Consider the following 18771-nt stretch of genomic DNA (forward strand, 5'->3'; position numbering starts at 1 on the left):
ATTCGCCTAGGACCGGGTGACCCGTCTCAGAATATGCAGGTATCGAGGGGGTGCTTTCATCAAGCGTGTGAGCAAATCGACTCGCGGCCTTGGCATTGCTGCGGCCTCCGTCTCCGGTGCAGGACCAGGGCCGAAAGCAGGCTAATTCTCGCGAAGGCCTCGCCGTCCGCTGTTGAGTATCGGTGCAAGGAGGTATGTAAACAGACTTTGTTCGCCATCCATGAGCATCACCTCGGCAGGCATGCCTGGGAGAAGTTGCACTCTTCCGCCCAACGCTGCGAGCTCTTCGGGAAGGACCTCAACCTTGGCGAGGAAGTAGGTTGTTCCTGTTCGTTCGTCAGCCAGTGCGTCCGCCGAGATCGAACGCAGCCTTCCATGAATTTCGCGGCGAGATTCCGTTGCCGATAGGCCGTCAGGACCACGCGGGCAGGCATGCCTGGCCTGACACGCTCGATGTCGGTCGGCCTAACCCTGGCGTCGATGATGAGTTTGTTAGCGTCCGGCACAATGTCGAGAAGTGGCTGGCCGGGACTTACGACGCCGCTTTCGGTCGTCACCCGGATGTCCATCACTCTGCCGGCGATCGGCGCGCGAACCACGGTGCGCGCAAGAATGTCCTCGCGCGATGGCAATTGCCCCTTGAGCTCGCCCAGCGCCCGGCGAACGTCGGCCAACTCTGCGGCGACCTTTTCCTGGCGTTCTTCGGCCATCGTCAGCAGTTGCAACCGCGTTTCTCCGATTGCCTGCTCGTTTTCGGCGATTTTCGCGCGGCCGGTCGCCTTCGTGGCGGCGGCATCGGCGCGCCAGCGCTTCAAGGCCAAGACCCGCGGCTTGCGTTCGAGGCCCTTCTCGAGAAGCTCCTGCGCGGATAATAATTCCTCCTCGATAAGCGTGAGTTGATCGTCACCTGCAGCGATCACCTCTTTCAGGCCGGTATTTTGCTCTTCGAGCTGGCGAATGCGGGCCTGGAGGACTTGCGCCCGACCTTCATGCGCGGCGCGCCGGATGGAAAATAATTGCCGCTGACCTTGCGTGATCTGTTGCGGCTCCTTCGAGCCTTCCAGCAGAAGGATCTCCGGGAAGCTGATCTCGGCGGCATCGCCACGCTCGGCCTCGAGGCGCGCCTCTGTTGCCAAGAAATGCAAGAACCGCTGACGGACCTCGGCATCGAGGGCCTTGGCTTTCGTGTCCACGAGCGTAATTAGCGGGTCACCTGGCTTGATCGCATCCCCCTCTCGCACGTGGATCGTTCGGATGATGCCGCCTTCGAGATGCTGGATGGTCTTGCGGCGTCCATCCAGGCTGATCACCCCCGGCGCAAGCGCCGCGCTTGCCAAAGGGGCAAGAACGGACCAGCCGCCGAAAACCAGAATGAACATTGTTATTGCCAAAAGCCCCAGGCGGCGCGGATTCCTAACGGCAGTCGCAAGCCCGTCTGTTGATTTTTCGGCGCTGCGTCGGATGTTGATGCGAAACATCCACGCAAGCGCAAATACGGTGACCGCTGCAGTCGCCAAAACGATTAATGCAACGGTTGTTTCGCTCAATTCGATGCCGGCAAGCGCCAATTGATCACGGATTGAAGCGATCATCGCAGCGCTACCTGACCGCAGTCCTTCCATGGCGCGGGAAAACTGCGTTTCGACCCAGTTAACGGCAAAATCCATCAGATCCAACCTGTCAGCCATGCTTCATTCCCCTGCGGAAAGGCGTGTCTCACGACCAGGGACCTGCGATGGCTCCTTCGGAGGACAAGCAGGTAAGGGTGGTCTCGCGACCGTCGGTCCGGTCGGCTGTACCGGCCGCACCATTTGCTCGCGCGGACCGAAGGCTGCAACGGCGCCGCCGTGCAGTGCCAGCACCTTATCGGCGCATTTCAGAACCGAGGCTCGATGAGTGACGATCAACACGGTCGTTTGAAGCTGCTTGAGCGTTGTTAGCGCCTCGATCAGAGCTCGGTCTCCCGCCTCGTCCATATTTGCATTCGGTTCGTCCAATACGACGAAGGCCGGATCGCCATAGAGCGCGCGTGCGAGACCGAGGCGCTGCCGCTGGCCCAGCGAGATACGCTGCGAATGCAGCGCGATCTCGGTTTCGTAGCCGTTCGGCAGTGAGAGGATCAGTTCATGAACGCCGGCGATCTGCGCTGCCCGGATCAACGCGTTACTGTTTGCCTTTCCAAAACGTGCGATGTTCTGAGCCACCGTACCAGGCAGGAGCTCGACCTGCTGCGGCAGATAGCCGATATGCGGGCCGAGATCCTCCGGATCCCAGTCGAAAACGTCCGCTGCGTCGAGCCGGACATGGCCCTTGGTCGGTTTCCAGGCACCCACGGCGAGACGGCAGAGGGTCGATTTGCCGGCGCCGGATGGACCGACTACGACACAGTTTTCGCCCGGTTCAAGCGCGAAGCTGATCGCATTGAGGAGCGGCTCCTGACTGCCGGGAGGAAGATAGAGGACGTTATCGAAGACAAGCCCGCCTTTCGGGCGGGGAAGCGAGACGCGGTCGCGTTCATCGCGTGACGTGCCGGCGAAGAGCTCAGTCAGGTTCGCAAGCGCGCTTCTGGCTGCGACCAAGGAACGCCAGGCGCTGGTCGCGCGCTCGATCGGGGCGAGCGCGCGGCCCATGACAATTGAGCCTGCAATCATGGCGCCCGCGGTTATCTCCCCGAGAAGAACGAAGTAGGCGCCGACAGTCAGGATGGCAATTTGCAGGATCATCCGAAGGCTGCGCGAAATCGAAAGGATCGTGGTCGTCCGATCGGCCAATAGCTGCTGCTCGGCCACCACCTCGGCCTGACGGCGGCGCCAGCGCTCGAAGACTGCCCGTGCCATGCCGAGAGGCGCGATCGTCTCGCCGGCATCGACATAGCGCATGGCATTCTCCTGATGGGTTTTGGTGACGGCTGCGACGCGCTTCTGCCGGTTCCGGGTCAGCGCGTCGTTTGCCAATGCGAGCGCCAGCAGGATGACGGCACCGGCCGTGGCGACCATACCCAGTGCCGGGTGCAGAGCCCAGATAAAGGCGAGAAAGATCACGCTCCAGGGCATATCGAAAAAGGCGAGGGCAGCATCGCCCCCGTAGAAGGCCCGCAGATCGGCCACGTCTCGGGTGCCGGCGGGACCATCCTTGCCCGCGAGCCGCACTTCCATCGCGCGCTTCAGCATCGGCGCGTTGAGCTCGGTGTCGAGCCAGCCGGCCGCGCGGCCGAGCACCATCCGCCTCGCCTGCTCGAGCATGCCGTAAACGGCAACGGCAAATACCGCGATCAGCGTCAGCCACAGAAGCGTGTCCAGCGACCCGCTCGACAGCACCCTGTCATAAACCTGCAGCATGTAGATGCTGGTGACGAGGAGCAGCAGGTTGAGAAGGCAGCTCAGCACGATCAGCAGCGGGAACTGCCTGCGTATAGCGCCCATGACCTCCGCAAGACGGGTGGTGCTGACCTGAGGAAGCATCGACTACGCACCGTGACTGGAACAGCATTGTTGGCAAGGGTGCAGGCCCGCCCAGGTGGGCGAGCCCGCTGTGCGTTCAGACCGTAGCATCGGCCAGATCGATCGCGAAGGCGTCCACATCGCTATCGCCATCGCCATCGAACAGCGACGCCGTGAAGTCGAGGTGGAGGGGCTCCGGATTGAACTCCTGCTCGATGGTCCACTGGATCACCGGGATCTTGACGGTGCCTGCGCCCATTGTCAGCTGGATCGCATCGATCTGCTTGGTGCCGCCATCGATCTCGAAGAACTTCCCACCCTCGGCCACGTCGGGAACGGTAGGATCCTTGCGGGGGGAATTTTGCAGATCGCCCGCCGAGACCAGGTTATTGCTGCTGATGGTCCCGTCGGTATAATAGATCGTATAGTACAGTTGCTCTGTTGGCGGGCTATAGCCGCCGACGGAATTGTCGATATAGACCGTCACCTTGTCGACGACTTCCTCGGGGTTAAAGACGAAACTCTCGTCGCCCGCCTGGATCCCCGCTCCGCTGCCGTCAAGGTTGTTGTTGTTGATCCCTATCCCCGAAGTCGACACGTTCATCTTTGTATCGGCGTTGATCAGCGTCGGGATCTGGTTCGTCGGCGACAGAAATGCCTGGATCTGGTCCTCCGTGAGGTCCGCCGCACCGCTCACGATCAGATCGAGAAGGTCGTTGGGGGGCGGGTCGCCCGCTACGCCCGATTGGGGTGCAGTCGCGACAGTCCCGAAGAAGACGACATCGTCAGCTCCCGTCTCGCTGCCGCCAAACAGCAACGTCTGCACCGGATCAGGACCGCCGGCTTTGAGCGCACCCTGCGTGCTGTCCCTTTGGATGATCGTCGTCGGCGGGTTCTCCATCTGGAACGTGTACTCGCCGGTCAGCGGATCGAAGATCAGCGTGAATGGCACCGTTTCATCGTTGCCATCGCCGTTGAAGTCGTCCGTGATCGATCCGTCGAAGGTGTAATCGCCCGTCTTCGTCAGCGCGCTGCCGGCGACGGGACCATTGTCGTCGATCTCGTAGCTATCGAAGCGCACGTTCAGCGACTCGAAGTCGTCTTCGCCGGGAGCGTGAGCCCACGTACCGGTCTGGGCAGCATTGGTGAAGATTCCGGTGATGTCGTTCACAGTCACAGTCGGGCCGTCATCCTCGAACTTGACCTTCGAGCCGACCTCTTCGACGTCGCTCGAGACCTGAGTGATGGTGAAGCCGCCGAGATCGAAGGACACGTTGCTGCCAGCGCCCTGTGCCGGCTGGTCGTTCCGGACCAGCACACGATTGTGGTCGTCATCGGTTGTATACTGGATGACGTCGTCGTCCTTCACGCCCGTGATTATGGCCGTGTTGCCCGAGTAATCCACGGTCAAGGTGTTGGTGACATCGACCCCTGCGCGGATAACGTTCACGTCCGTGATATTGATTTGGGTGTCGCCGGTCACGAGCGGATTATTGTCGATATAATTGTCCCCCGTCCCGTCTGTCGTGAAATAGGCCACGAGCTCCATGGTCGCGGACGTGTTGGCATTGCCTGGGGTCATCTGCGAGATGGTGATCTCGGCGCCCCGAACATTCTGAGCATAGCCGGTGAAAGCGATGCTGGTCTCGTCGGTTGCCTCGCCGGGGGTAAGGTCCGGAACGAGGAACTGCGAATTAGCGCCCGTGACGAAGGTGACGACCATCGCCTTTTGGGCCTTGATCTGCTGACCTTCGGTGCCGAGCGTGGTGGCACCGCCGCCTTGGCCCGTATTGACGGTGTCGCCGTCATTCGAAACCTGCTGGCCGGCCAACTCGTTGGCCGGATCCTCGCCCGTCACGAGGATCGCCAGCGACGTGGTTCCGAACATCATGAACAGGTTCTGGCCCGAAGGCGCGTTTGCGAAGGAGAAGTCGTTCTCCGCCACGGCGGCGACGTAAAGCTTGTTCGTCAGGTCGAGGGAATCGTCATGATCAGCAACGGTTGTGCCATCCGTATTATGTGCCAGCGTGTAGCCGTCCGCGAGCGCAGTCCACAGCTTGGTGCCGGTCGTGATGCCGGACGCCTTAACCTCGTCGAGATAGACCGCAAACACGATGGGATCGTCGCCGCTGTCGCCGGCTACGCCGTAGACGATGTTATTGTTGGTCGGATCGGTAAAGAGAAAGATTTCCGTGGTACTCCCGGTTGCGTCGTCGAGCGCGAACAGACCGCTGCTGGAGGTGGATGTCGCGCCTGTCTCGTAATCCGGGAACGCGGCTCCACCCTCACCGGTGAGCGCAAAATCGCTCGTCGCGGTGGCGCCGGTGACGTTGAGGACGTTGTCGCCGGTGTCGGCGGCAGCGCCGCTGTAGCCACTCAGCGCCGACTCATCGAGCGTCAGCCCATAGAAGGTCAGCCGGCTCGACAATGCCGTCGGCAGGCTGCCACTCAAGATATCGTTGTCGTCGGCGTCGCCGGCTGGGGACGCTGTTGCGGTTGCGTTCTGCAGGCCGTCTGTCTCGTCGAGGACGACAAGTTCGCCTGTCGGTGTGATCGTGATAGCCATTGTTCCAGCTCCCTGATTGCCGGCCCTAACGGCCGGCGGTTGCGGCCTACCTGCGGACTAACCAGACAAGAGCCCCTCAGGAGACCTCAGGAGAAGAGTAGGACAAGCATGACGGGGCGATTTCGAGGGAGCGCGATGCGCTCGTAAGCAACAATCCAGAATCTCACCGGGAACAAGAATTCCCCGCGCGTGCTTTCCGCACCCCTGCGACTGGCTTACCAGCCCAGGGCTTCTCCGACTTTTCGGATCGCAGTTCGTCACCGCGCAAGTGAACCGTGACAGCGCTGGAGTGCCGCCTCCACGGCACTCTCTGAACTCAGGGTGCGTAACGCGTGTCGGAATTTTTCGTTGACCGCGTCCGCTCCTCTTCATGGTTGTCGGTGCAATTACTGCTAGCTTAGCAAGGCGCCGCTTCCTTTTGTTCTGCAAGCTAATCTTTGGTCTACTCGTTACTCTTAAAGAGGTATGGAGGGAGAGGCGTTTTTCTGCCGTGGGTCTCGCAGGGCTTGAGAAGGCTTGGACCAGAGCCGATCTGTTAGCTCCGCCCCTCCTGCAGGCTTCCTGGCAATGACAGACGATAATACAATGAGCGGTGTCACGGGCGAGAGCTTCCGGCTACGAACGAAAAAGGTCGGAGAGTGATCTGTGCAGTTGGGAGGACGCGATGACAGTTCCAACAATGGATCGTGTGTTTGGCCGTGTGGCTTTCGGGGCCGATCCGTCCAACTATCATGCTGCCCGCCCGCGCTATCCTGAAGAAACATGGCAGCTGTTGCGCGAGCGTTCTGAACTTGGACCCGGCATTGCTATTGTGGAGATCGGCGCTGGTACCGGGCTTGCAACGGCAGAATTGCTGGCGCACAAGCCGCGGCGGTTGGTAGCGGTTGAACCTGACATGAGGCTGGCAGACTTCCTGCGAACCTCGATCGCGGTTGACTGCTTGCAGGTGCTCGCGCTGCCCTTTGAAGACGCAAACCTGGAGCCTGCCTCGTTCGACCTGGTCGCAAGTGCGACGGCGTTTCACTGGCTGGACGCTGCGCCTGCTCTGAAACGAATTCATGGATTGCTGCCACCAAACGGCGCCGCCGCCCTTTGGTGGAACGTCTTTGGCGATGAAAGTCGGCCCGATCCCTTTCATGATGCCACCACGCATTTGTTCGTTGGCCATCGTGCCAGCCTGTCAGCGGGTGGGCCCGACAGTCCTCCTTACGCGCTTGATGCGGATGCACGAATTCGGGAGATGACGGATGCTGGGTTCAGACCCGATCCTCCTGAATTTATCCGCTGGACATTGAGGCTTGATGCGTCCGGCGTGCGCAGCCTTTATGCCACGTACTCTAATGTTTCGGCCCTTGCGCCTACAGAGCGGACCTATTTGCTCGATACTTTGGCCGAAATTGTAACTGGGCAGTTTGCGGGCCGCGTAGATCGCAACATGACAACTGCAATCTATACCGCCCGGCGCGCGTAGCTCCAGGCAGCGCTGCCGGTTTGGACCGCATTTCGGGAAAAGATGGGATTTCGTGCGCGATCCAGCTCCGACAGCTCAAACGGTTGTTCGCGAGAGGGCCTCGAAATGGTTTTTCGGCTCCGGTTCCAAGCGTCAGATTTTCTCCACTCGGCCTCGCGCCGCAGCGCTCGTTTATTTCGAGCGCGCCGCTTTCAGCGCATTGCCCCACCAGGCCAGCTGATCGAGCTGCTTGCCGGCGGCATCGATAAGGTGCTGGTAGTCGTTGAGGCTTTTACCTTCCCTGGCAACGCCGATATATTCGGGCAGAGAAATATGGACGCCCGTCTTTACCGAAGCCGCGCCCATTTCTACGAAGATCACGCGAAGCTGTTCGACGGCACGCGCAGCACCGACACCGCCATACCCGACGAAGGCAACCGGTTTGTGGATGAATTCACCGAGGTCGATGGCATTCTTGAGCACGGCCGTCGGGCCGTGATTGTATTCGGCAACGGTGAAGATAAAGGCGTCAAACTCGCGCAGCTTCTTCTTCCAGCGCTCCGCCGCCTCGCTCTCAGCTTCCAGCGCACGTGCTTCACCGAAGAAAGCCATGGGGTAGTCGAGGAGATCGAGCACCTCGACTTCAAATTCCGGCCGCTGCCGGGCAATCTCGGCAATCCACTTCGCCGGATGATCGGCAAAGCGGCCGATGCGTGTGCTTCCGACGATTACTGCAATCTTGAGGTTGTTCATTTTCGGCCTTTCCTATCCATTACACGCAAGGGCGGCCCAGGGGCCACCCTAGCCCTACGGCTTGCGGTTAGCCGGCATAGCTCACCAGCAGGTCCTTGGCGTCGATCTGGTCACCGGCCTTGACGAGCACTTCGACGATCGTGCCGTCTTTCTCCGCGTGGATCGCCGTCTCCATCTTCATGGCCTCGATCGAGACAAGCACGTCGCCGGCGCTGACTGCCTGGCCCGGCGAAACAAAGACGCGAGATATAACGCCCGGCATCGGCGCGCCGACATGGGCGGCGTTTCCAGGCTCGGCCTTCCGGCGGGCAGCGGCTCCGGAAGCGCCATGCGCACGATCCGGCACCTTGATGCGGCGCGGCTGCCCGTTGAGCTCGAAGAACACCGTCACCATTCCCTGGCTGTCCGTGCCGCTCATCGCCTGATTGACGATGACCAGCGTCTTGCCCTTTTCGATATCGGCAAAGAGTTCCTCGCCGTCCGCCAGACCGTAGAAATAGGCGGGCGTCGGCAGGACCGAGACCGGGCCGTAGGTGTCGGAAGCCAGTGCGAAGTCGGTGAAGACCTTGGGATACATGAGGTAGGAGGCAAATTCGAAATCATTCACCGCGCGTTCGAGTTTGGTCTCGATCTCCCGGCGCTCGGCATCGAGATCCGCGTCCTCGAGCAATGAGCCCGGACGAACCGTATAGGGCTTCTCGCCCTTCAGCGCCTTCTTCTGCAGCGCTTCGGGCCAGCCGGACGGCGGCTGGCCGAGATCGCCCTTCAGCATCGAAACGACCGATTCCGGAAACGACACCTCCTTCTCCGGGCTGACGACATCGGCAACCGTGAGGTCCTGCGAAACCATCATCAGCGCCATATCGCCGACGACCTTGGAAGACGGCGTCACCTTGACGATGTCGCCGAACATCTGGTTGGCGTCGGCATAGGCCTGCGCCACTTTGTGCCACTTCGTCTCCAGCCCAAGCGAGCGGGCCTGCTCCTTGAGATTGGTGAACTGACCACCCGGCATTTCATGCAGATAGACTTCCGATGCCGGCCCCTTGAGGTCGCTTTCGAAGGCTGCGTACTGGTTGCGCACCGCTTCCCAGTAGAAGGAGATGCGTCGGATCCATTCCGGATCGAGCCCCGGATCGCGCTCGGAACCGCGCAGCGCTTCGACGATCGAACCGAGACAGGGCTGCGAGGTGTTGCCGGAAAGCGCATCCATGGCGGCATCGACCGCGTCGACGCCGGCGTCAACGGCTGCAAGCACGGTCGCAGCCGCAATGCCGGACGTATCGTGCGTATGGAAATGGATCGGCAGGCTTGTCGCGTCGCGCAGGGCCTTGAAGAGCACCTTTGCAGCAGCGGGCTTCAGCAGACCCGCCATATCCTTCAGTGCAATGATGTGAGCCCCGGCCTTTTCGAGCTGAACGGCAAGGTCGGTGTAGTATTTCAGATCATATTTCGGGCGCGCCGAGTTCAGGATATCGCCGGTATAGCAGATCGCCGCTTCGCAGAGCTTGTTCTCTTCAGCGACCGCATCCATCGACACGCGCATGTTTTCGACCCAGTTCAGGCAATCGAAGACGCGGAAGAGGTCGATGCCGCCCTTTGCGGCCTGCCGGACGAAGTATTTGACGACATTGTCCGGATAGTTCTTGTATCCGACGCCGTTGGCGCCGCGCAGCAGCATCTGCAGAAGCAGGTTCGGTGCGCCTTCACGGATCAGCGCCAGACGCTCCCATGGATCTTCCGTCAGGAAGCGCATGGAAACGTCGAAAGTCGCACCACCCCAGCATTCGAGCGACAGCAGATTCGGTAGCGCATGGGCATAGGTTCCGGCGACGCGGGCGATGTCGTAGGTGCGCATGCGCGTCGCCAGCAGCGACTGATGGCCATCGCGCATCGTCGTATCGGTTATCAGCACGCGCTTTTCGCCTCGCATCCACTCGCCGAACTTCTTCGGGCCGAGCTTGTCGAGACGCTGTTTGGTGCCGTCCTGGACCTTGCTGCCGTTGGCATAGGGAACGACCGGTTCTGCAGCGTTTTCCAGCGGCCGCGGCCTGTCCTTGGCTTCGGGATGGCCATTGACGGTCACGTCGGCAAGATAGGTCAGAAGCTTCGTCGCGCGGTCCTGACGCTTAACCTGCTGGAAAAGCTCCGGCGTCGAATCGATAAACCGGGTTGTATAGCTGTTGTCCTTGAACTTCGGGTGCCCGATGATCGCTTCAAGGAAGGTGAGGTTGGTTGCCACGCCGCGAATGCGGAATTCACGCAACGCCCGGTCCATGCGAGAGATCGCCTCGAGCGGGATTCGGCGCCCAGGCCGTCACCTTGACGAGCAGCGGATCGTAATAGCGGGTAATGATCGCTCCAGAATAGGACGTGCCGCCATCAAGACGGATGCCGAAACCCGAGGCCGAGCGATAGGCCGTGATGCGGCCGTAGTCCGGGATGAAGTTATGTTCCGGATCTTCCGTCGTGATGCGGCACTGCAGCGCGTGGCCGTTGAGCTTGATATCCTGCTGCTTGGGAACGCCCGATTCCGGTGTACCGATCGCATAGCCATCGAGGATATGGATCTGTGCTTTGACGATATCGATGCCGGTCACGACTTCGGTGACCGTGTGCTCGACCTGGATACGCGGATTGACTTCGATGAAGTAGAATTTTCCTGTATCGGAATCCATCAGATATTCGACGGTGCCGGCGCCGATATAGTTCGTCGCCTTGGCGATCTTCAGCGAATAGGCGGCGAGCTCCTGGCGCTGCGCTTCCGAAAGATACGGTGCCGGCGCACGCTCGACGACCTTCTGGTTTCGGCGCTGGATCGAGCAGTCGCGCTCGAAGAGGTGCACGACATTGCCGTGCGTATCGCCAAGCACCTGGCTTTCGACGTGGCGGGCACGCTCGACGAGCTTTTCGAGATAGACTTCATCCTTGCCGAAGGCGGCCATCGCCTCGCGCTTGGCTTCAGTCACCTCACGGGCAAGATCCTTCGGGTCGCGAATGGCGCGCATGCCGCGCCCGCCGCCGCCCCAGGAAGCTTTTAGCATGACCGGATAGCCAATCTCCTCTGCCATGCGGGCGACTTCCTTCATGTCGTCCGGGAGCGGATCGGTTGCCGGAACCACTGGCACGCCGACCGAGATCGCCAGATTGCGCGCGGCGACCTTGTTGCCGAGCTGGCGCATCGTATCGGCCTTCGGGCCGATAAAAGTGATGCCCGCCTTGTTGCAGGCATCCACGAATTCAGGGCTCTCCGAGAGCAGGCCATAACCCGGATGGATGGCATCGGCGCCGGATAGCTTGGCAACGCGGATCACTTCATCGATCGAAAGGTAGCTTTCGATCGGCCCGAGATCGCGGTCAAGATGCGGCCCGCGGCCCACCTGATAGCTTTCGTCCGCCTTGAAGCGGTGCAGCGCCAGTTTGTCCTCTTCCGCCCATATCGCGACCGTTTTTATTCCCAGCTCATTGGCCGCGCGGAACACGCGGATGGCAATTTCGGAACGATTGGCAACGAGTATCTTGGATATGGGCAATGCGCTCTCCTCACGGCATCGAAACGGGCAATGCTGCACCCGCGAAGAAAATTCTTAACGCGCCGTTACAGAAAGTTCAATTTCCCTTGCGAAATAGAATTTCCCAAATGCGAGGGTCGGACGCCAATTTAGGTAACGAGCCCGTGCCGGAAAGCCAGCGCCACCGCCTGCTGGCGGTTCTTGGCCTTCAGCTTGTCCTGCAATCCATTCATATACCAATCGACCGTGTGGTTCGAGATGCTGAGCACCTTGCTGATCTCCATCGAGGTCAGGCCGTCGGCCAAATAGTGCAGGATTTCGAGCTCGCGGCGCGTCAGCGGCATCTTGAGCAATGAAGTGCTTTCGAGTGCCTTCGCTTCGCCCTTGAGATCAAGCAGCCGCCAGAACGCTTTGCGGGCGACAGTTTCGAACAATGACATCTCCACCGGCGACAATTCGACAGGCCCACCGCCGACGCTCAAGTTTCCGAGCACGCCGCTCTTGCCGTGAATGGGGAAGATGTAACCGTCGCGGAGGCCGTGGGCATGGGCATCCGCCATCATCTGTTCCATTCGCCGCTGGTGCGGATCGCGGCGATAGGCGGCAAGGCTTTCCTTCCATCGAAATGGCCTTTGCGCCTGCGCCAGATACCGGACTGTTGGATCTATGAGGACATATTTTTTTGCAACATATTTTTGCGGCCACTTCTCGGGCCAATGCCCGGCAAGTACGAGACCCCAGGAATTCTTGGCTCTGCTTCAAGTGACGCAGCAATCCATAATATTCGAAGCCATAGGAATGAACGGCCCGCCGAAGTTCCTCAACGACGGTTTCGGGCTTCGTGCATTCCTCTATGACGACGAGCAATTGAACCAAAGAATGAATATTCACAAAAGGCCCCTTGCCCGGCAATGGGCGATCGGTGAAGTCCGTCGGTCGGATCACCTGAAACGCGGCAACGACGGTCTTCAATTAAAAAGCTGGCTTCATATAAGGTTTATGGATTGCTAAAGCTTGGTTTAAATACAAGTGGAAATTGTTGCACTCCCGATCGGTTGAGCAGCTTTGCGCTGCGGTTATCCAGTCGCATCTTGCAAAAACACCTCACCTGAATGCGCCGTTAATCGTCGGTTCAGGTGTTGTTTCATAGCATCGCGCCATCCCGTTTTTTGCAGATGCACACAAGAGGTACCGCCGTGTCATTATTCAAGGTCTATGCAAGAGCTTTGCGCTACCTTGGCGCCTACAAGCTCCGCGTATCCCTGGTGGTCGTAGCGAACATTGTTCTGGCTGCGATCACGATTGCGGAGCCTGTTCTGTTTGGTCGCATCATCGACGCCATTTCAGGCAATGGCGAGGTCAAGCCCATTCTGTTCATGTGGGCCGGATTTGCCGTCTTCAATACGATCGCCTTCGTTCTTGTCGCCCGCGAGGCGGACAGGCTGGCCCATGGCCGGCGCGCGACTTTGCTGACGGAAGCATTTGGCCGCATCATCTCGATGCCGCTCTCCTGGCATCACCAGCGCGGCACGTCGAACGCGTTGCATACGCTGCTGCGCGCTTGCGAAACGCTCTTCGGCCTCTGGCTCGAATTCATGCGTAATCACCTCTCGACCGCCGTCGCCATTACGCTCCTGGTGCCGACCGCCATGGCCATGGACCTGAGATTGTCCGGCGTGCTGGTCGTGCTTGGTCTTGCCTACTGGCTGATCGGCCGTCTGGTCATGAGCCGCACGAAGGACGGACAGGCTTCGGTCGAGAACCACTATCACACCGTTTTCTCGCATGTGAGCGACTCGATCAGCAACGTTTCGGTGCTGCACAGCTACAACCGCATCGAAGCTGAAACGAAGGCGCTCAAGGGCTTTGCCGACCGTCTGCTGCAGGCTCAGTACCCGGTCCTCGACTGGTGGGCCCTTGCCGGTGCTCTGAACCGAATGGCATCGACCATCGCCATGATGATCATCCTTGTGATCGGCACGCTTCTGGTGCAGGCCGGCGAACTGCGGATCGGTGACGTCATCGCCTTCATCGGCTTTGCAAACCTTTTGATCTCGCGCCTCGACCAGATGCGCCAGTTCGCCACGCAGATTTTCGAAGCCCGCGCGAAGCTTGAAGACTTCTATACGCTCGAAGACTCCGTTCGCGAGCGCGAAGAACCGGCGGGCAACGCCGACATCAAGGATGTCAAGGGCGAAGTCGAATTCCGCGACGTATCCTTCGGCTTCGGCAACTCGTCGCAGGGCCTGCACAATGTCTCCTTCTCGGTGAAGGCTGGCCAGACAGTCGCGATCGTAGGCCCGACAGGTGCGGGTAAGACGACGCTCGTCAATCTGCTGCAGCGCGTCTACGATCCGGACAGCGGCCAGATCCTGGTGGATAGCCACGACATCACCAAGGTCACCCGCAGGTCGCTGCGCCGTTATATCGCCACCGTGTTCCAGGATGCGGGTCTGCTGAACCGTTCGATCAGCGACAATATCCGCCTTGGCCGCGAAGGTGCCAGCGAAGAAGAGATGCGCCGTGCTGCCGAAGCGGCAGCCGCGGCGGACTTCATCGAGACGCGCGAGGAACAGTATGACACGCATGTCGGCGAGCGTGGCAACAGGCTCTCGGGCGGGGAGCGCCAGCGCGTGGCCATCGCCCGCGCCATCCTCAAGGACGCACCGATCCTGGTTCTCGACGAGGCGACCAGCGCGCTGGACGTGGAGACCGAGAACCGCGTGAAGGCTGCGATCGACAACCTTCGCCAGAACCGCACCACCTTTATCATCGCGCACCGCCTCTCGACGGTTCGTGAGGCAGACAAGGTGCTTTTCCTCGACAATGGCCGGATCGTCGAACAGGGTAGTTTCGATGAACTCAGCCACAGCAACGGCCGCTTTGCAGCGCTGCTTCGCGCCAGCGGTATCCTGACGGACGAGGAAGTCCGCAAGGCTCATACGACCGAAGCTGCTTAACCAGGTTCGAAAAACGAAATTGCAAGGCCGGTGGGAAAACCTTCCGGCCTTTTTTATCGGGTAGAAACTCGGGACGCGCTGCAAGTGAGATCGTAGCCGGAATGCACCCAAGCACCCTTTCTTCCGCCGCGAAGTGGAATTCGGTGCTAAAACAACGCTATGGCTTGCGGGGTACTGAGCTCCTGTTCGCTATTGCTCCAGGCCTTTTGGTAACAATCGCGGATCGTCCTGAGCCAATGAACGAAATGGGGAAAGCCGAGCGGCGCGCTTCCCAGGATTGGATCGTATTCGAGCCGCCATTCGCCTTCGAAAGTCACCTGTGCGACGGGGAAGGTTTCGTAGAAGATCTTTGTCATCGACTATCACCGAAGTTCGGCAGGAAGCCGAGGTCATCTTCGGATGCTGCTGGGGACGCTTGGGCTGTCGTCGGGTCGCCGAGCTCAATGCCGACCGTGCGCGCGACGATCAGCGCCTTTTCGAGTTGGCAGCTCGGCTTGCCGGATTTGAGTTCGACAATGAAACGCTCGCCCGTTCCGGAACGGGTGGCAAGCTCGGTCTGGGTCTAGCCGAGGCCTTTGCGTTTTTCTCTGACGGCAGTGCCGAAATCACGTGTAGACTTGATCATCCAGCATCTCCTGTGTCGGCTTATCGTACAGGAAGGCTCTTAATTTCAATGCGCGTCTTACCGATCGGGAATTCATTCGGCAGTATGCGATAAAAACGTACCGATCGGGGAGTTTTGACGGCTGACGAACTATAGATCGATACGGGCTGAGTAACCTCAGACGGGTCTCGAGGCCGTGACAGCTGCGGCAGCGGTTTATCGCGTCAGAGGCGACGTCGACTTCTGCCTTGCCTCGCGCGGCTTTCGGATAAAGCGCGCAACTGATGTCTCTCTACCAGAGCGGCCTGAACCGCGGCCTGGAAGGACAAGACGCGCTCCCGAATCTTCTCCTCGCGCAAGCCACATCGTGAAAGCTCGTCCGCCAGCAAACGGCACTCGGCTTTCCAGAACGCGACCGCCGGTTCTCCGTGCAGATCATCAAGCGTCGCGGCGCAGCGCTCGATATCGCCGGGCTGGGGGATGGTTGGAAATATCACGATTTCGCTTGCGGTCAGCGCGGCGAGAGGGGTGTCGAAAGAAGATGCCATCGAATCAATCCATGTTTCCATCAGACTGTTAGGCTGGTGTTGGTTAACGTTTACCTTCTCTCGCGGAATAATGCCGTTGCTGACCGACTAACGCCAAAGCCCCAGCAGCCGATACTTCTGCTGGGACTTCGGCTTGGCATTGTTAGGATTGCGCGCGCTGTTGCACAGTTGTGCTCTCTACGGCGGGAATCTGCGTACGCGACATCACGCGTCCGACCACGAGCACCAGCAGCGCGGCGGCAGCCAGGCACGCGGCAAGGAAGAACATCGGCGCAATTGTGCTTCCCGTACTGTCCTTGATCCAGGGCACGACGTTCTGGGCGACAAAGCCGCCGAGATTGCCGACGGAGTTGATTGCGGCGAGCCCGGCCGCCGCACCAGCGCCTCTCAGAAAGCGTGACGGCAGGCTCCAGAAAACCGGCTGGCCGGCGAAGATGCCCGCTGCAGCGATGCAGAGAAATGCGAACTGGACGCCATGGTCCGGAATAACAGCAGAAAGGACAAGGCATATGGCGCCCAGCAGTGCCGGAATGACGATATAAGGCGTCTTCGAAGCTGCCCTGTCTGCCATCGACGGGACGATGTAAAGCGCCACCGCCACGAGGACCCAGGGTATGATGTTCAGAAAGCCGTTGGCCGTGTTGCTGACGCCGAATTCCTTGACGATGGTCGGGAGCCAATAGCTCAGACCGTAGGCTGCAAGAGGAAAGCCGACATAGCACAATGCCATGAGAAGTACCTTCGGATTGATGAGCGCCTTGAAGCCATTCTCCGCGTTCTTGTCCATGTCTGCATTTTCCGCCTCAATCCTGCGTTTGAGCCAGCTCTTCTCCGCATCGCTCAGGAAGTTCGCATTCTCTGGGCGATCCGAGAGATAAAACAGCGTGACCACACCTGCCACGACGGCTGGAATACCCGTCGCGATAAACACCCATTGCCAGCCGGCGATGCCATAAAGCCCGTCGAGATCGAGCAGCATGCCGCCCAGCGGCGCGCCGACGGCATTGGCAAGGGCGCTGAAGATCATGAACAGTCCGACCATCGTACCGCGATAGGCGGACGGATACCAAAGTGTCAGCAGATAAAGGACGCCCGGAAAGAACCCGGCTTCGCAGGCGCCAAGAAGAAAGCGGAGAATGTAGAACATCGTCGCATTCTGCGTGTAGGCCAAGGCGATCGTAACTGCGCCCCACGAGAGCAAAATACGCGCAAACCATTTGCTGGCGCCGTACCGCTCGAGCAGCAGGTTGCTCGGGACTTCAAACAGGAAATAACCGATGAAGAAGAGCGAGGCGCCGAGGCCGTAGGCATATTCGCTCATGCCAAGCGCCCCGACCATTTCCAGCTTGGCGAAGCTGACATTTTGGCGATCGATGTAGGCGATGAGATAAAGAATGCCTAAGAACGGCATGAGTCGCCACGTGATTTTGGCAATCAGTTGCTTTTCGTCGACCATGAATTTCTCCTTGGGCAATTGCATTTGGGCGGGGAAAAGATACGGCGAGTTCGCCATCATCAATTGTCGGCCGGTGGCCGAACTGCAGGCCAAGGCCGATTGATCAAAACCGGCTGGCGGTTTCGCCAGCCGGTTTTGATATCGCAAAAAGAGAGAGCTATTTGTCGCGATAGAGCTTTCGGCCATCACCGACGCGGACGGCGACGGGAACGGAAGCACCACGCCCCATCGACCTGGCCTTCGCGGTACCGTCGATGCGTTTACGCTCGAGGTGGTAGGCATAAGCAAACTGACCCGAGATGCCTGCGACGACAAAGAGCGCACCGATCATCTGGTCATGATTGGTAATGTAGAGCAGTACTTGGCCCGCCATCGCAAGGATTGTCCCTGCGACGAAGATATTGAGCGAGTGACGGCCAATGATGGTCAGCGGATGATCCGACGGACGGCGCAGGATACGAGACAGCACGGGAATATTGATAACGAGGTAGCTGAGCGCCAAAACATGCAGCAGCCGCGGCAGGGACAGGAAAGTCTTGTCGAAACCGGTAAGGACAGCCGGCAAGCCAAGCGCTGCCAGTACATTGCCGAGGTCCCAGAGGTGACCGACAACCCAAGCAAAGGACAGCGCTACGTAGCCGGAAGCCAACACGAACAAAATCGGGTGCTCCGGCAGCTTGCCGCCACGCTTGACATGCATGATGCCGACGGCGCCGATCGTGAACAAGAACTGCCACGAGAGTGGATTGAGGAACCAGTAGTCGGCGATGAGCATGTTGTGCGGCGCGATCTGATAGATGCCCGCAAACAGCCACACAGCACCCGAAACACCAAGCGCCAGAAGCGGATGTGCCGAGTAAAGAAGCAAGATGACCGGTACCATGAGCATCAGCGCGCCGTACATCGGCAATATGTTGTTGTAGCCGATCTGGTGGCCGAGCAGAAGCAGGGCGGGTATTCCCTCCGTCAAGTTCATCAAGACGGCGAGGATATTGATTTCGACCAGCAATCCCGGCCGGTGGAACAGCCAGGCGCCGCAAATGAACAGCGCGAGCGTTATGAACGTCGTGATCATATGGGCGAGATAGAGCGTGAAGGCGCGCTTGATCGCCTTCTTCGCCATGTCTAGTCGCCCGCCGACCTTGAAGCCGGAGCCATAGGCCAGTCCGACCGCAATCCCCGAGATCAGCACGAATGCTTCCGCGGCATCCGAGAAGCCGAAATTCTTCGTCGTCGCATACTCGAATATCTGGCCGGGAACGTGATTGATGAAAATCGTGATGAGGGCAAGGCCACGCAGAACATCAAGCCTCGTATCGCGCGCCGGTCGCACTGCTGATTGAGGCAAGCGCTCAGCGCCGATGGCGTTTTCCGGCGTAGCCGCCATGATGTTTCTCCTGTTTCGATCTGCAAACGCGGTTGCAGCCAAAAAGTTTCACCTTTTGGCTGCAACGAATCGCCGGAGTGTGAGCGTCGAAAATG

11 protein-coding genes and 3 pseudogenes are annotated in these 18771 nt (G+C 59.6%); 3 read left to right on the plus strand and 11 right to left on the minus strand.

From position 1 onward, the window contains the following. Positions 1-227 precede the first annotated feature (227 nt). The 3 genes from ACW4PC_RS13450 to ACW4PC_RS13460 all read right to left on the minus strand — a co-directional run bounded on the left by ACW4PC_RS13450 (position 228) and on the right by ACW4PC_RS13460 (position 6006). Positions 228-1688, minus strand: coding sequence for an HlyD family type I secretion periplasmic adaptor subunit (locus ACW4PC_RS13450; RefSeq protein ID WP_455874125.1), 1461 nt, complete (start codon positions 1686-1688; stop codon positions 228-230). A 3-nt stretch (positions 1689-1691) separates the two neighbouring features. After that, the gene (locus ACW4PC_RS13455; protein ID WP_455874126.1) at positions 1692-3461 is read right to left on the minus strand and encodes a type I secretion system permease/ATPase; all 1770 of its coding nucleotides are present in this window, start codon (positions 3459-3461) and stop codon (positions 1692-1694) included. 76 nt (positions 3462-3537) lie between these two features. Beyond that, positions 3538-6006, minus strand: a complete 2469-nt coding sequence (locus ACW4PC_RS13460) for a hypothetical protein (protein WP_455874127.1) — start codon at positions 6004-6006, stop codon at positions 3538-3540. Positions 6007-6670: 664 nt separating this feature from the next. On the opposite strand from ACW4PC_RS13460, the gene ACW4PC_RS13465 reads away from it, so the two are divergent. Then, complete coding sequence (locus ACW4PC_RS13465; protein WP_455874128.1) at positions 6671-7477, plus strand: class I SAM-dependent methyltransferase; 807 nt, start codon at positions 6671-6673, stop codon at positions 7475-7477. Between the two features lie 171 nt (positions 7478-7648). Here ACW4PC_RS13465 and ACW4PC_RS13470 read toward each other — a convergent pair whose 3' ends face one another. The 3 genes and pseudogenes from ACW4PC_RS13470 to ACW4PC_RS13480 all read right to left on the minus strand — a co-directional run bounded on the left by ACW4PC_RS13470 (position 7649) and on the right by ACW4PC_RS13480 (position 12588). Beyond that, positions 7649-8209 (minus strand): NADPH-dependent FMN reductase, encoded by a 561-nt coding sequence (locus ACW4PC_RS13470; RefSeq protein ID WP_455874129.1) that lies wholly within the window; start codon positions 8207-8209, stop codon positions 7649-7651. Positions 8210-8276: 67 nt separating this feature from the next. Beyond that, a pseudogene (pyc, locus tag ACW4PC_RS13475) lies at positions 8277-11742 on the minus strand (pyruvate carboxylase). A 128-nt stretch (positions 11743-11870) separates the two neighbouring features. After that, positions 11871-12588 (minus strand): annotated as a pseudogene (locus ACW4PC_RS13480) (helix-turn-helix transcriptional regulator). Here ACW4PC_RS13480 and ACW4PC_RS13485 point away from each other — a divergent pair. After that, positions 12469-12732 (plus strand): hypothetical protein, encoded by a 264-nt coding sequence (locus ACW4PC_RS13485; RefSeq protein ID WP_455875079.1) that lies wholly within the window; start codon positions 12469-12471, stop codon positions 12730-12732. The pseudogene ACW4PC_RS13480 and the gene ACW4PC_RS13485 sit on opposite strands and share 120 nt — an antisense overlap. 185 nt (positions 12733-12917) lie before the next feature. Then, complete coding sequence (locus ACW4PC_RS13490; protein ID WP_455874130.1) at positions 12918-14681, plus strand: glucan ABC transporter ATP-binding protein/ permease; 1764 nt, start codon at positions 12918-12920, stop codon at positions 14679-14681. 146 nt (positions 14682-14827) lie between these two features. On the opposite strand, the gene ACW4PC_RS13495 is transcribed toward ACW4PC_RS13490, so the two are convergent. From ACW4PC_RS13495 to ACW4PC_RS13515, 5 genes and pseudogenes are all read right to left on the minus strand, one after another. Then, positions 14828-15037, minus strand: a complete 210-nt coding sequence (locus ACW4PC_RS13495) for a hypothetical protein (RefSeq protein WP_455874131.1) — start codon at positions 15035-15037, stop codon at positions 14828-14830. Beyond that, positions 15034-15306: pseudogene (locus ACW4PC_RS13500) on the minus strand (transcriptional regulator). The gene ACW4PC_RS13495 and the pseudogene ACW4PC_RS13500 overlap by 4 nt, the downstream one beginning before the upstream one ends. 203 nt (positions 15307-15509) lie before the next feature. Then, entirely contained in the window at positions 15510-15833 is a 324-nt protein-coding gene (locus ACW4PC_RS13505; RefSeq protein ID WP_455874132.1) for a DUF6074 family protein, read from the minus strand. A gap of 142 nt (positions 15834-15975) precedes the next feature. After that, positions 15976-17289, minus strand: coding sequence for an MFS transporter (locus ACW4PC_RS13510; RefSeq protein WP_455874133.1), 1314 nt, complete (start codon positions 17287-17289; stop codon positions 15976-15978). 157 nt (positions 17290-17446) lie between these two features. Further along, a complete protein-coding gene (locus ACW4PC_RS13515) occupies positions 17447-18676 on the minus strand; it encodes an OpgC family protein (RefSeq protein WP_455874134.1) in 1230 nt (409 codons plus the stop codon). Positions 18677-18771: the final 95 nt, after the last annotated feature.

The organism is Rhizobium yanglingense (assembly GCF_977109285.1).